We start from the raw sequence: 14,088 nt of genomic DNA, 5'->3' as shown, positions 1-14,088 counted from the left end.
TCATCGATGAGGTTATCATCTAAGATTACTACTGAAGAACAAACAACCAAATCATGACAACCCAAAACATTGATTATCATCGTCGGCCATACAGGAAATATTTGTTCTGGACATTTTTGATAATGGGTATAATTTTGATGTTTATAGGCGATTTGACGGTATATACAGTGCGCAGCAGTTCAATTATGTCTGATATTAAGGATACCCTACGTGAATCTGCTTCTAGCATAGCCAGTTTAGTGCCGACTCAGATACATGAATCATTAATAGACCCAGCACAACAAAGCTCATCTGATTATAAGTTTATTGAAACTGATTTTAGATTAGTCATGGCTGGCAATCCTAATATTGCCGATATATATACGCTTAGGCCAACCACCAAACCGCATACGATGATTTTTGTGGTTGATGCCCAAATAACGGAGGATTCTAATCACAACAACGTTATTGATGATGACGAAATCAAAGCTTCACTAGGTGAATCTTTTGACACAGGATTGTTGCCTCGTCTTGAAGAAGCGGTAAACCAACCCACGGTTGACGACGAAATAAACTATGACAAATGGGGCGCTTGGCTTTCTGGATACGCCCCTATAAAAGATGACTCCGGCAAAACTGTCGCTGTTTTGGGCGTTGATTATTCAGCTGATTATATTTCAAAATTGCGAAACGAGACATGGCACACGATCATATACATTGATCTGATACTAATACCATTGATTATATTATCGGCCTGGTATGTCAGCCGCCGAGTCAGTCGACCCTTCTCAATTTTGGCCTATGGTTTGGAAAGGCTATCTCATGGCGATTTTGAATACCGGCTACCCATATCCAAGCATAAGGATGAGCGTATTTTTGAGGAATTATTTGATCGCATTGTTTCATTGTTCAATACATTAAAGAGTCGCAAGCCGCCGGAGGATTAATAATCGTGGTGCCTCCTTTGCTCGAGACTGATTATCGTATCAGAGTAAGTCCGCGCGCCAAACACCTCCGGTTGACCATTTCTAACCAAGGAAGCGTGGTTATCACAATACCACGCGGTTTTTCGTTATCTAAAGCCTGGGATTTTGTGGCCGAAAAAGAGAGTTGGATTCAGAAAAAACTGCGTCAAGTTCGGAGTCAAAAACCTAAGTATGCCTATCCATCCGGCATTCAAGCGTATAAAAAATATCACAAAGCTGCAGAAACCTTAGTGCGCCATAGGATTATCCAGTATAATAATTTCTATCGCTTCAAGTATCGCAGCATTAGCATTAGAAATCAAAAAACTCGTTGGGGTAGCTGTTCAAATCGTGGCAATCTGCAATTTAACTATCAAATAATGTTTCTACCCATACACCTAGCTGACTATTTAATTGTTCACGAGCTTTGCCATCTTTCCGCCATGAATCATTCGTTAAATTTTTGGCAGCTGGTTGAAAAAACGATACCAGACTACAAGTTAAGACGGAAAGAATTAAGAACGCTTGGTTTGCATACTGGGTAGCATAAGACCTTCCACATTTGGCTATTAATGCTTGTTTATTATTGAATAAATGCTATACTTTGTAGGAATTGCAATAATATTCGTTAATTTATTAATAATTGTTCGCTCGGTATGGGCCGACTTGAAGAAACACGCGATATTCGACTAAAAAAGCTGGCTCTTATCAAAGAATTGGGTATTGACCCGTATCCAGCGCAATCACTCCGTACCCACAGTACAGCCGATTTAGCAAATAATTACGAGCGTCTAGCTAAGTCCGAACGGCTTCTCACCATAGCGGGCCGAATTCGTTCAATCCGACGTCATGGCGGATCGGGATTTGTTGATGTCGAAGACGGTACTGGTCATTTTCAAGTGTTTATAAAGAAAGATGCTTTGGGAGAAAATGATTATCGTAACTTTACGGAGCTGATTGATTCAAGTGATGTTGTGGAATTTACCGGCAAACTGTTTCTAACGAAACAAAATACTAAGACTTTGGAAGCAAAAACATTTAGATTGCTAACAAAATCTATACGGGCAATACCCGAGTCATATTTTGGTTTGAAAGACATTGAAACTCGTTTACGCAAAAGATATATCGACTTGGCAGTAAATCCAGAATCTCGCGAATTATTTGTCAGGAAATCGATGTTTTGGAAAGCGATCCGCCAGTTTCTTGAAGACCGTGACTTTATTGAAGTACAGATTCCAGTATTTGAAGATGTGCCTGGTGGGGCCGAGGCTGAGCCTTTCGTAACACACCACAATGCGCTCGACCGAGACTTCTTCCTGCGCATATCGCTTGAATTACCACTGAAGCGTTTACTAGTTGGCGGTTTTGAGAGAGTATACGAAATTGGACGTATTTTTCGTAATGAAGGGATATCGGCCGAACATCTTCAAGATTATACACAAATGGAATTTTATTGGGCCTATGCTGACTACAACAATTTGCAAAATATGTTGATTGCTTTTTACAGATCGATAATAGAGAAAACGTGCGGTTCTCTTGTAGTAAAAAGTTGCGGCCATGAAATTGATTGGGGCCAAGAATGGAAAACATATGATTACTATCAGCTGTTTAATGTACACGCGGGAATCAACTTACACCAAACAACGGAATTAGAGCTGAAGAAAAAAGCCGATGAATTAAAAATTAAATATGAAACTTACGTCAAAAAAGGCCGCTTGATTGACCTGATATACAAAAAAACAATTCGCCCATTATTGATTAAACCCGGCTTTCTGATCAATCCGCCTGTAGAAATTGAACCCCTCGCCAAAAGAATGCCCGAAGATCCCGATCGTGTTCAGCGTCTGCAAGTAATGGCTTGGGGTACCGAACTTGGCAAGGGCTTTTCGGAACTGAATGATCCCATCGATCAACGTCAGAGATTTGAAGATCAAATGAAACTACGCCAAGCCGGTGACACGGAGGCACAGCAGCTCGACGAAGACTATATTGAAGCCCTAGAGTACGGCCTGCCGCCAACTGCCGGTTTCGGTTTATCTGAGCGATTATTCTCGGTGTTGATGGATCGGCCTATCCGAGAAACGACCCTTTTTCCGCCTATGAAATCAACTGATAAATAACATATATGCTGGATATAAAATTAATCCGCAGTAAACCGGAATTATATATTAAGGCGCTGGATAGGCGCGGTTGCGGTCATTATATTTCGGAATTGTTAAAAGTTGATGCTGACCGGAGACGGATTACCAAAGAACTCGACGATTTAAGGGCAGCCATGAACAATGCGGCAAAGGAAATTGGCACCTCTTCCAATAAAGATCGTGTTGATAAAATTGAATCAGCCCAAAAGTTAAAAAGCCGGGTTAAAAACGCTGAGGATACGCTTAACTTGGCTACAGCGAAGTATAACGAATTAATATATAAGTTACCCAATATCCCATTTGAAGAAGTTCCGGTAGGTGACAACGAAGAAGCAAATGTGGTGCTTCGCGAAGTCGGTAAAAAGCCTAAGTTTACGAAACCTCAAGATTATCTAACTATTGCGGAAAAAAAAGACTGGATTGATATCGAACGTGCATCAAAAGTATCTGGAACTCGCTTTGGCTATATCAAGGGTGATTTAGCGATGGTACAGTTCAGTTTGGCTCAAATGGTATTTCGTCGTTTGGGGGATCAAAAATGGCTCTCCAAGGTAATAAAAAAAACCAAGCTAGATCTGCCCAATACCTCGTTTGTTCCGATGGTGCCGCCAGTCATGATTCGGCCGGAGGTATTCCGCGCCATGGGAAAACTTGATCCGGGACAGGAAGAGGAGCGCTACCATTTGCCGAGCGATGGCTTATATTTGGTTGGTAGCGCCGAACATACACTTGGGCCATACTTTATGAACGAAACATTATCAGCCAAAGATCTGCCGATACGATTCATTGGTTATTCAACTTGCTTCCGACGCGAAGCTGGAAGCTACGGCAAAGATACCAAAGGCATCCTCAGGGTTCATCAATTCGACAAACTTGAAATGTTTTCGTATTCAATACCAGAATTTTCAAGAATGGAGCATAAATTGTTCTTAGCAATTCAAGAGGAGTTAATGCGGGAATTAAAGCTGCCGTACCGCGTTGTCCATGTTTGCACTGGCGACATGGTTTCAACCGACGCCGAGCAATTTGACATCGAAACATGGATGCCGGGACAAAACAACGGGCTGGGGGAGTACCGTGAAACACACTCAACATCAAACTCCACCGATTTTCAAGCACGTCGTTTGAATATCAAGTATCGTAACGGCGAAAAGACCGAGTTAGTACATACGATCAACGGCACCGCCTTTGCGATCGGTCGGACGCTGATTGGTTTGATTGAAAATACTCAAGGAGATATTGGCTCAGTAAATATCTAATACTTTTACTCGACCAAAAATACACACATATGACTGACTTGAACGAACAACCACAGGCAACCGAACCAATTAAAGCAAAACCGCACCCAAAGCATAAGGGCTGGGTTTGGGCCGTAATAATTATTTTTGTCTTGTTGCTTGTTATCGGAGCTACAGGACTGGTAAGCATTCCCGTTATATCTTCGATATTCAATATGAACAAACCTAAGGATTTAGGTATTAAAGCCAGCCCCGAAGCACTGGCCAGTATTCAAGCAAAAGTGCCCGTAGAAATTATCGGCAACTCAAATGAACTGTGTTTGGCCTGTAAACAGACGTACGATGGTCAAATAGCCGTTACGGCCAAACGTACCTCAGAAGAAATGACTTCGTTCCTTCAACTATTTCCCCGCCAAGAAGGCGATATACTGAAAAATACCCAGGTTAGGTTTATCGAGGGTGGAATGGAAATCTCGACCAAACTTAATAAATATATTAGTGCGCCGATCTATGTGAAAGTAATGGTTAATCGTACCGGAACAAAGACCGTAGATTTGCGCATCACTAACGGAAAGGTTGGTTTATTTAATGTACCATCAAAATACCTATCTCAAGCTAATGAATTTTTCACCAAATTGACCAACGATCATCTGGCCGAAGTCACCGGATTCTCAATGGACAAACTTGAATATCATGCTGGTTATTCTGATTTTAGCGGTACCTATCCAAAAACAGTTAAACCCTCCCCAGGACAGTGGACCGACGTATTTTAACTGTATTTTCTTGATATAATATATGTGTCGCGGGCAGTATTGACAATACTACTATAATAGTATAGAATCGTTTTGATTATAACGTTTGTCGTCGCTGGCAGAGTTTTTCTGATGTCATCACAAGGGAGGGTGTTGATGTACGAAAACTGCAATCCAGTTCCGGCTCGAAACGCGGGAAGGTGTAACATCTTCAGCCGATTGGGTTTCAAGGCTGTTCGTCGGTGGCAGGCTGATGCGCCGGTTATTCAACGTTGGATTGATGGCAAGCCGCCACTGCGTGACGAGGTTGTATCAGAACCGGTTTCGGTGACGAGACCGCGCGGCCAGACGGTTGGCGAGCTAATTGCACTCGCGATGGCTAATGGAGGACGCTCCCGCCGTTACAATTGAATCAAGCGTCTGTCGCTTATATCGATACCGACACACGCACTCCGGGAATAGCCACTTCCCGGTTTTCTTTTTTATATGCTTGAAACTTGACGAAAATTATCTGCGGGAGTAGCTTTAAGTCAACTTGGGCCGGCAGAGAGCCGGTGCGAGTGGCTACAACCGGAGAGGAGGATCTGGAAGGGTGGGTGAATCGTTATGGCGCATCGCGCTGTTGCTGGCAGGTATTATGCACACGCCACAGCAAAACATCACCCCCAGCCGCACATTTCGGCAGTACCAGACGGTGTTTACGAAGTAGCCGTGGACACACTGGTTGATCCCGACGGGACTATCGTACGAGCCCACACACGTCCATCTGCGGTTGTGCCAGTCGCCGTGCTGGACAAGGCCATGTCTATGGTTGGTTCGCTTGAGATGATGGGCGAAATTCCTACCGAACACGAATGCCACGATTGGGAAACCGCGCAGGACGATGTTCGAGATGTAACGGCGAAACCCAGGCAATTCGGCCGTCGCGTGTCACATCACGAAATGATCGTTGTCATTGTGTGCGCATCCAAAGGGAAACTTGAAGAGATTCACTACGACAACCCGCCGCATCACCCTGTCGCGATCTGAGAATCAGAGGAGGAAACGCGTGGAGGATATCCATTGCTTTCCGGGTACCAATGAGGCACCCGGTTTTCTTATTATGTGTTATTATTAGCATCATGAATATGCTACATTCACACACGTGGGTGGAAATCAGTGCCGCAGCAATTCGACACAACTTCGAGATTTTTAAGAATCTTGTTGGCTGCGATGTTGATGTTATACCAGTTATAAAAAGCAACGCCTATGGCCATGGCATGGTTGAGGTGGCCAGGATTTTTAGTCCGCTATGTCGCACCCTGGCCGTAGCCAGCGGCCATGAAGCGATAGAATTATATTCTGCAGGAATCAGATCGTCCATTTTGATATTGAGCTTTGTACATCCTAGCGAAATATCGCGCCTGGCTAATACTAATGCAATTCTGCCCGTATCAACTTTATCTGAAGCAAGAATAATCAATCGAATCGGTAAACTTTCCAGAAATAAAATAAGAATTCATCTCAAAGTTGATACCGGCACAACGCGTATTGGCGTGTTGGCTGATCAGGCGATAAATTTGGCCAAAGCTATCACCAGGTTTGATGGAATAAATTTTATTGGCGTTTATTCACATTTTGCCGATGCCGAAAACATAAAGATTGAAACCACACTACGTCAGTTTGACTTGTTTAAAAAAGCAATATCAGGCATAAAACGACACGGAGTATCTTTACCCCTGACTCATATAGCTTGCACTGCGGCGGCGTTGCGTTTGCCACCAAGCCATTTAAAAGCAGTTCGTCTAGGCATCGGACTTTATGGATTGTGGCCGGCCGAATCAATAAAGCAAACTTACCGAAGTAAATTTCATCTTCAACCAGCGCTTTCCTGGCATACCAAGGTAATTCAGATTAAAAGAATTCCGGCTGGCACCAGCATCGGCTACGGCAGTAGCTACACCGTCAACCGCAAATCTACCATTGCCATCTTACCGGTTGGTTATTGGGATGGGTTTGATCGTAAACTTTCTAATAATTGCGACGTATTGATCGGCGGGCGACTGTGTCCAGTTGTTGGACGCATCTGTATGAATTTAACAATGGTAGACGTCACCAAGGTACCTCGGGTTAAAGTGGGTGATAAGGTTACCCTAATTGGGTGCCAGGGTTATAAACAGATAACAGTCGAGGATATGGCTGGACGTACTGGAACAATACATTACGAAATTGTAACCCGCATCAATCCTTTGCTGCCTAGAATTATTATCTAAATAGAAAACGGCTTGTCGAATCGGCAAGCCGTAGCACGACACCATCTGCCAGAATCACATCTAATCCTCTGGGCGCAGCAACGTGGATGAAACCATCTGGCCATCGTCCATACCCTCCAATCGTACTAGCTGATCATCGGGGTGGGGCATGCAGGCACAGTTTAGCGGGTTTGGACATCCACTCCAATGTCTCAGTTCCGAGTACTTAATCTCCACCACCCTCCTGGATTTTTTTTCTGGAATACCAGCCGGCATACCGATAGCGTGCCTTGGTATCCGCTTGAAAACAACTCTTTGCCCGACACGAAAGACCATGACTACCTCCTGTGGATAACATCCATACATACGGATGTATGATATCATCTTACTATATCATACAATAATAGACAATACTTGATTTTTTTGCCCCAGCTGTCGATATTTACTAGTAAGTAAAATCGGCCGGAAAATATTCCAGCTGATTTATTAAATCATATCATGATTTATTTGCTACGTTTCTTTATTTTATCCGAGACTTCACAAATAAAATCTGCCCGTGAAATGATGCGCGTCTCGCGGGCACCACGATCTCGCACTGCTAGGCTATCAGATTTGGCTTCTTTGTCGCCGAACACCAGTAAATAGGGAATTTTCTCAACTGTAGCTTGGCGTATCTTGTGCCCAATCGTCTCGTTGGCGTCATCAACCGCTACCCGAATGCCCTTGCTCGTGAGTTTCTGAGCCAGCTCATTGGCCGGCTTAACGTGATCCGATCCAACTGATAACAACTTTACCTGTACCGGCGCCAGCCATACCGGAAATATACCGGCATAGTGCTCAATTATAATCGACATAAAACGTTCGAGCGATCCAGCTACGGCGATGTGCAAAATAGCTGGACGGGATTTTTTACCGACCTTATCAGTATAGTCCAGTTTGAATCGCTCCGGCTCGACATAGTCCAATTGAATAGTCGACAATTGCCACGAACGGCCAATTGAGTCCTTTTGAATAAAGTCTATTTTCGGCGCATAAAATGACGCCTCGCCCTCGCCCACAAAATATTTTTCTCCCAGCGAATCTAATAGTTTGACCAGCTCGGCTTCGGCCCGTGCCCAAGTAGCGTCATCGCCCAGATAACCGGACTTTTTCTTAGGATCACGAACTGATAAGCGAATCGTGTGCTCCATACCAAATGTATTGCTGAATTTCTTGATTATCTCATAGGCATGGCGCATTTCTTCCTGGATCTGATCCGGCCGGCAGAAGATATGATTATCATCGATTGAAATCGAGCGTACCCGCGACAGTCCCAATAGTTCGCCGGCCTGTTCGTCACGATATTGTTTGGTAACTTCAGAGTAACGCACCGGCAAATCGCGCCAACTTCTTGGTTTGCTGGCGTATATCTGCATATGGTGCGGGCAATTCATCGGTTTGAGCACAAAATCTTCACCATGCCCGTGGACCGTGAATATGGAATCCTTATATTTATCCCAATGACCGGAGGTTTTGTACAGATCCACTTTGCCAATATGGGGGATATCGACAAATTCATAGCCATGGGCCACCTCCAGCTCATTTAATAACCCGGTAATCGCGCGCAACATAACCACACCTCGCGGGGTATACATCGGCAATCCCGAGCCGACTAGCGGTGATATCGTAAACAAATCAAGCTCCTGACCCAACTTACGATGGTCACGTTTGGCGGCCTCGTCTTGTTGGTTTAGATAGTCGGCCAATTCGGCTTTGGAGTCAAAGGCGACGCCGTATATACGCTGGAGCATGGCTCGCTTTTCGTCGCCCCGCCAATAAGCCCCAGCTACTTTGGTTAGCTTGAAAGCTTGGGGGTCAATCGCGTTGGTTTTGGCCACATGCGGACCAGCGCAGAGATCGGAAAACTTTCCTGACTGGTAATAACTAATCGGCGTCTTGTCTGCCACTAATTCATCAATCAATTCGAGCTTGTACGGCTGCCCCTTGGATATCTTTCTGGCCTCGACCTCACTTGCTTCAGATTTTTCGAATGCCAAATTCTGTTTGATATAGTGCCGCATCTTTTTTTCCAGCTCAATCAGCCGTTCCGGAGTAACCGGCTCAGGCAATTCAAAATCATAATAAAAACCAGTATCGATCACCGGGCCGATGCCCAACTTAGCGTCGGGCCATATTTCCAATACAGCCGAGGCTAGTAAGTGCGATAATGAATGGCGGATTGATTCAATTGGCTCTGTCATATATTTCATTTCTCAAATAATAAACAATCCCAAATACTTTCGCATTGGGGTCCTCGACTAACTCGGGACGGTTCCACCCAACTTTTTTGCCATCGCTGGCAAAACTCTTAATTCACTTGCGCCTTAGGATGATACTACCCCGAACTAGAACGTCTAGTGCGGTGCAAGCCGGTTGGTAGCCGGCTCAATCAGCGCTTGGGTGTATTATATGTTTTCAGCAAAATAATGTCAAATTTTTACATGTTCTGGAATATGAAGCGACCCCCGAAGCATAAGCCCGAGGGTCGAAGATATGTGAGTCCCGCAGGACCGGTGCGCTAACGTTTAGCCACCGACGGAGGCTTGGTGGTTTAGATACCGCTCGCCGAGACGAACGCGCTGAGACTCCCGTCGGTACCCGACTGCATCAGGTAGATGAGGCCTCGCTCTATGTCCGTCTTGGGCTCTGCTCTGGACAGCTGCACCTGTTTGACGGTTCCGTCCGGTTTGACTACCCGCGCAACGAAACCACCGTTAATGGAGTCGGCTTGCAGTTCAACACACCGGACAAATCGATACAGCGGCGGTTGGCCATTCTCGACATGCCGTACGCCAAGGCCGATTCCGAGTGCCATGAGAATCAAGACGCCGGCTGCGATCGTGTCTGCCCAAAAAGAACGACTCGGACTACGCAACATGCACCTCCTGTGTATTATCGGGATCCATCCCGATACCCCCCCCAGAACGCATTGGCCACACAACAAACGGGTATATTAGCAAATATATGCCAAATTGTCAATAGTAAGACTTTGACGATATACTGTGTAGGTAATATTATTACTGCGTATTAACAAAATAATCATAAAATCATGAAACATTCAGTACGTAAATTAACCGTTGGTGTAATCTCAACTCTGGCCGTATTTTCCATTGTGGGCGGGGTTACTGCCGCTACCACATTCAAGGGTCAGGGTACGGTGGAGTTCGATTCCGTGAAAATTAATGGTGTCACGACTTTTAACGGGACGATGATTAACACTACCAAGGGTACCAATAATTTCGACAATCCAATCGCTATTGGTGATAATTTAAGAGTTGATGGTCGCGTATACCGCGGAACCACTCCGGGTACAACTGATTCCAAACCTTTCATCATCAATGACAATGCCCAAATTGACGGCAGCTTGACCGTAGTCGGAAGCTTAACCTCAAATGGCCTGCCGGTATCAACAACCAAGCGATATGATGGTACGTTTGATGTTACCGCCGATGGTGATTTTGTTTCAACCAGTAGTTATGGCAATCAGTGCGCCGATTATCCAACGTCCATCTTGTATTACCACGAGCATATGAAAAAAGTAGCTGTCGCAGAAGCCAGCCTAACTAACCCAGCCAACATCCGCGTTTTTTATAAACCGGCTGATGATTCTGTTTATACCGCCGGGCCGTATCCAAACGGAAACAACGCCTGGGTATCGGCTGGATATTCGCAGATTGATGGTTACGTGTATTTTACCTACAAGCAGGTGACCGAGACATGCGGCGGAGTCTTGACGCCCGGGTATTATGCTAAGGGGGAGTACAACATTATTGTGCAAAAATAATATAGCATATATCAACTGGCACCGGTTATTACGGTGTCTTTTGATTATCGGCTGCATTAATTGACTGTATCGAATTATTCTGATATTCTATTTTAGCTAGGGAGGGACTCTGGCGTGGTTCGTATCCTACGGGGGTGTACATGGATCCTACAATAAATAGACGGCGTCGGGGCGTGCTATGCCTGCCCATCCAAAGATGCCGTTGCGGTGCCAAAGTCGGCTTTAGTTCTTATTGCGACAAACCGGGATGTCGCGAGAGCGATGATCGGTGGTTGTTCAGGGAGCTCAATCAAACCGCCGTCGACTCAGCCAATATGACGCCGGCGAAAAAGCCGACACTGCAAAATCGTCTGCGTAAACAAGCGGGCAGCGATCCATCGTTTCCGCGATAACACCGAAACTACCACAAGAATTTCAGTCCGCTATCAGTGGGGCCATCGGGGTCCCTTTTCTCTTGCCAAAAGCAGCTTCACAAGGTAATATATCAGCTGTATACACTATTAATATCCCTCATATGGACACCCAAGAAACAGCACAGGCCATCAAATCCGACTGCTGCCCGCCATTCAAACCCGAGCTTTGGCAGGAACAGGTAATTACTTGGAACGATAAGAAGTTTGTCAAAGGCAACGTAAAGTCTTTCTGGCACATGCCTTTGAACATGGGCTCAGTCATTACCAATCTAAGTAACAAGATTAAGGCGGCCGGTGCCGAACTGAACGAAGACACCATCATGTTATCTGATGAGTCCTCGGCATGGTCTAGTGAACAGTATATTTCGGTCAATAAAGAGGTGTCAGGTTGCGCTAATGTAACCGTATCAGGCACTTTCTTAACCAAGGTTTTTGAAGGTCCATACCGAATGGTTCCAAAATGGCATAAAGAGATGGAGCAGTATGTCGCCTCAAAAGACAAAAAGATAATCAAGCTTTATACTTATTACACGACTTGTCCAAAGTGCGCCAAGATATATGGCAAAAATTACGTAGTATTATTTGCCCAAGTATCATAAAGTCCTAATAAATGTTTTTGCTTGCCAGGGTGCTTCATAGTATGAAATAATATAAACAAGAAGAGCTAACCGCCAAAATTTCATGAAAAAAAAGACATTAGTACTTCTAATCATCGGCGTGGTTGTGATTGCCGGCGCCGGCATTGCCGTAAGATTCGCTACCCGAAAAGGCGCCGAAAAGATTGCTGAAAATATCATCGAAAAGTCAACCAATGGACAGGTTGACGTTGATTACGGCAGCAACACTGTCACAATAAACACCAACTCCGGTTCGTATTCAGCTGGTGAAAATGTAAGTCTTCCCAATGGCTTTCCATCGGACATTTATGTGATTGAAGGTGATCTAAAGGCGGCCGTTTCAAGCGGTGATGATGGATATAATCTGACCATCGAGACATCCAAAACACCGGCCGAAGCCAGCGCGATATATGATCGGGAACTAAGAGCCGACGGTTGGACAATTAGCGGTACGGCCAACTATAGCGGAGTTTATTCTATCGCGGCCCAGAAAGGAAACCGTTATTTAAGCGCCGGGTTTACTACCAGCGAAGGTAAAAACGCGGCAGTAATTACGGTCTATCGCCAAACTGACATACCCACACCACCCACACAATAGTTTTTTATCTTATAATAGATATCTATTCTTTAACAGTCGCCTGCTAGAGTATATCGAGTAGTCGACTGTTTGTTTTCATATTAATATATAATTATACGCCCCCGTGTTAACTGCCGATCAAAAACACGCGTATCGAAATATACTGAAATGGATTGAACAGCCGTCAAAACAGTTTCTTACTATGGGCGGTTATGCCGGAACGGGAAAAACAACATTATTGGCATATTTACGCCGTCAGATGAATCGTCGTAAAATTTATCGTGATATCCAGATCGCGTTTGCCTGCTATACCGGAAAGGCGGCTAATGTATTAAGACAAAAGCTCTTGGCAATTAATGCCATCGAACCGGATGATTTTTGCTCTACTATACATCGCTTGATTTATAAACCGATCGAGGACGATGCCGGTAATATAATTGAGTGGGTCAGACGTGATAGCTGGGAGTTGCGCTGTGATTTGATTATTATTGACGAAGGTTCGATGGTAAATCAATCTATATGGAAAGATTTATTATCATTTAATAGGCCAATTCTTGTGGTGGGCGACCATGGGCAGCTACCTCCGGTTGACGGAACCTTTAATCTCATGGAGAACCCGGATCTGCGTTTGGAAACCATCATGCGGCAGGCGGCTGATAATCCGATCATCGAATTATCCAGAAGGATACGCCAGGGCGGTCGGTTATCGCCGGGCAAGATCGGATCTCGGGTCATCTGTGTAAAACAATTACCAGCGGCTGTAGAAAAAACAATATATTCTCGTTACTCTGATCAAAGCTTGGTATTGTGCGCGCGTAATCAAACTCGCAATCGCTTAAACAGTCGAATCAGGCAGGCGTTGGGATATATCAAAGAACGTCCCGAAGTGGGGGAGCGGGTTATTTGTTTAAAAAACGATCGTCGCAAGAATATTTATAATGGCATGCTAGGTCGCATTGCAGGGATTAAGTCCCATCGTAAATATTGGTACCGAACTGACATCAAGCTAGACGGCGAACCACTCCTATACCATGGCCAAATTTTAAAGGGACAATTTGGACGTACGAGTACGATCCAAACCGATGCCGATCTAAAAGCATCCGATATCAACACTACCGTACGGAAAATGGGCAACCTGTTTGACTGGGGTTACGCCTTAACGGTCCATAAAGCCCAGGGTAGCGAAGCTCCCAATGTCTTGGTATACGATGAATATCTCCGCGCCCAAGACAAGGACTTGCGGCAACGTTGGCTATATACCGCCATAACTCGCTCCACAAATAACTTGGTGGTAGTTTCGGAATTAATGTAATTATTGATGCCGAATTAGATTATTTTTCGTATTATTGCTA

15 protein-coding genes are annotated in these 14,088 nt (G+C 44.7%); 12 read left to right on the top strand and 3 right to left on the bottom strand.

Annotated elements, in window-relative coordinates:
• Positions 1–185 precede the first annotated feature (185 nt).
• The 8 genes from WC734_00580 to alr all read left to right on the top strand — a co-directional run bounded on the left by WC734_00580 (position 186) and on the right by alr (position 7,327).
• Positions 186–926 carry a hypothetical protein gene (locus WC734_00580; protein ID MFA6197638.1) on the top strand — a complete coding sequence of 247 codons (741 nt, stop codon included), beginning with the start codon at positions 186–188 and terminating at the stop codon, positions 924–926.
• 8 nt (positions 927–934) lie between these two features.
• Positions 935–1,489: a SprT family zinc-dependent metalloprotease gene (locus tag WC734_00575; GenBank protein MFA6197637.1), complete on the top strand. Its 555-nt coding sequence runs from the start codon at positions 935–937 to the stop codon at positions 1,487–1,489.
• Positions 1,490–1,600: 111 nt separating this feature from the next.
• The gene (gene lysS / locus WC734_00570) at positions 1,601–3,064 is read left to right on the top strand and encodes a lysine--tRNA ligase (GenBank protein MFA6197636.1); all 1,464 of its coding nucleotides are present in this window, start codon (positions 1,601–1,603) and stop codon (positions 3,062–3,064) included.
• Positions 3,065–3,069: 5 nt separating this feature from the next.
• Positions 3,070–4,344 (top strand): serine--tRNA ligase, encoded by a 1,275-nt coding sequence (gene serS / locus WC734_00565; protein MFA6197635.1) that lies wholly within the window; start codon positions 3,070–3,072, stop codon positions 4,342–4,344.
• Positions 4,345–4,373: 29 nt separating this feature from the next.
• Positions 4,374–5,096 carry a hypothetical protein gene (locus WC734_00560; GenBank protein MFA6197634.1) on the top strand — a complete coding sequence of 241 codons (723 nt, stop codon included), beginning with the start codon at positions 4,374–4,376 and terminating at the stop codon, positions 5,094–5,096.
• A 135-nt stretch (positions 5,097–5,231) separates the two neighbouring features.
• Complete coding sequence (locus tag WC734_00555; GenBank protein ID MFA6197633.1) at positions 5,232–5,486, top strand: hypothetical protein; 255 nt, start codon at positions 5,232–5,234, stop codon at positions 5,484–5,486.
• Positions 5,487–5,681: 195 nt separating this feature from the next.
• Positions 5,682–6,104 (top strand): hypothetical protein, encoded by a 423-nt coding sequence (locus WC734_00550; GenBank protein MFA6197632.1) that lies wholly within the window; start codon positions 5,682–5,684, stop codon positions 6,102–6,104.
• Positions 6,105–6,202: 98 nt separating this feature from the next.
• Complete coding sequence (gene alr, locus WC734_00545; GenBank protein MFA6197631.1) at positions 6,203–7,327, top strand: alanine racemase; 1,125 nt, start codon at positions 6,203–6,205, stop codon at positions 7,325–7,327.
• Positions 7,328–7,387: 60 nt separating this feature from the next.
• On the opposite strand, the gene WC734_00540 is transcribed toward alr, so the two are convergent.
• From WC734_00540 to WC734_00530, 3 genes are all read right to left on the bottom strand, one after another.
• A complete protein-coding gene (locus WC734_00540) occupies positions 7,388–7,690 on the bottom strand; it encodes a hypothetical protein (GenBank protein MFA6197630.1) in 303 nt (100 codons plus the stop codon).
• Positions 7,691–7,809: 119 nt separating this feature from the next.
• The gene (gene thrS, locus WC734_00535; protein ID MFA6197629.1) at positions 7,810–9,546 is read right to left on the bottom strand and encodes a threonine--tRNA ligase; all 1,737 of its coding nucleotides are present in this window, start codon (positions 9,544–9,546) and stop codon (positions 7,810–7,812) included.
• 350 nt (positions 9,547–9,896) lie between these two features.
• Positions 9,897–10,160, bottom strand: coding sequence for a hypothetical protein (locus WC734_00530; protein MFA6197628.1), 264 nt, complete (start codon positions 10,158–10,160; stop codon positions 9,897–9,899).
• Between the two features lie 234 nt (positions 10,161–10,394).
• On the opposite strand from WC734_00530, the gene WC734_00525 reads away from it, so the two are divergent.
• The 4 genes from WC734_00525 (at position 10,395) to WC734_00510 (ending at position 14,048) form a co-directional block, all read left to right on the top strand.
• Positions 10,395–11,129, top strand: a complete 735-nt coding sequence (locus WC734_00525; GenBank protein ID MFA6197627.1) for a hypothetical protein — start codon at positions 10,395–10,397, stop codon at positions 11,127–11,129.
• 514 nt (positions 11,130–11,643) lie between these two features.
• Entirely contained in the window at positions 11,644–12,141 is a 498-nt protein-coding gene (locus WC734_00520) for a hydrolase (GenBank protein ID MFA6197626.1), read from the top strand.
• Positions 12,142–12,223: 82 nt separating this feature from the next.
• Entirely contained in the window at positions 12,224–12,757 is a 534-nt protein-coding gene (locus tag WC734_00515) for a hypothetical protein (protein ID MFA6197625.1), read from the top strand.
• Between the two features lie 103 nt (positions 12,758–12,860).
• A complete protein-coding gene (locus WC734_00510; GenBank protein ID MFA6197624.1) occupies positions 12,861–14,048 on the top strand; it encodes an AAA family ATPase in 1,188 nt (395 codons plus the stop codon).
• Positions 14,049–14,088: the final 40 nt, after the last annotated feature.

The sequence above is a fragment of the Patescibacteria group bacterium genome (genome assembly GCA_041661625.1).
GTDB lineage: Bacteria > Patescibacteriota > Patescibacteriia > JAHIZJ01 > JAHIZJ01 > JBAZUB01.
The sequence above is the reverse complement of the archived record's forward strand: the minus strand, read 5'-3'. Positions and strand labels throughout refer to the sequence as shown.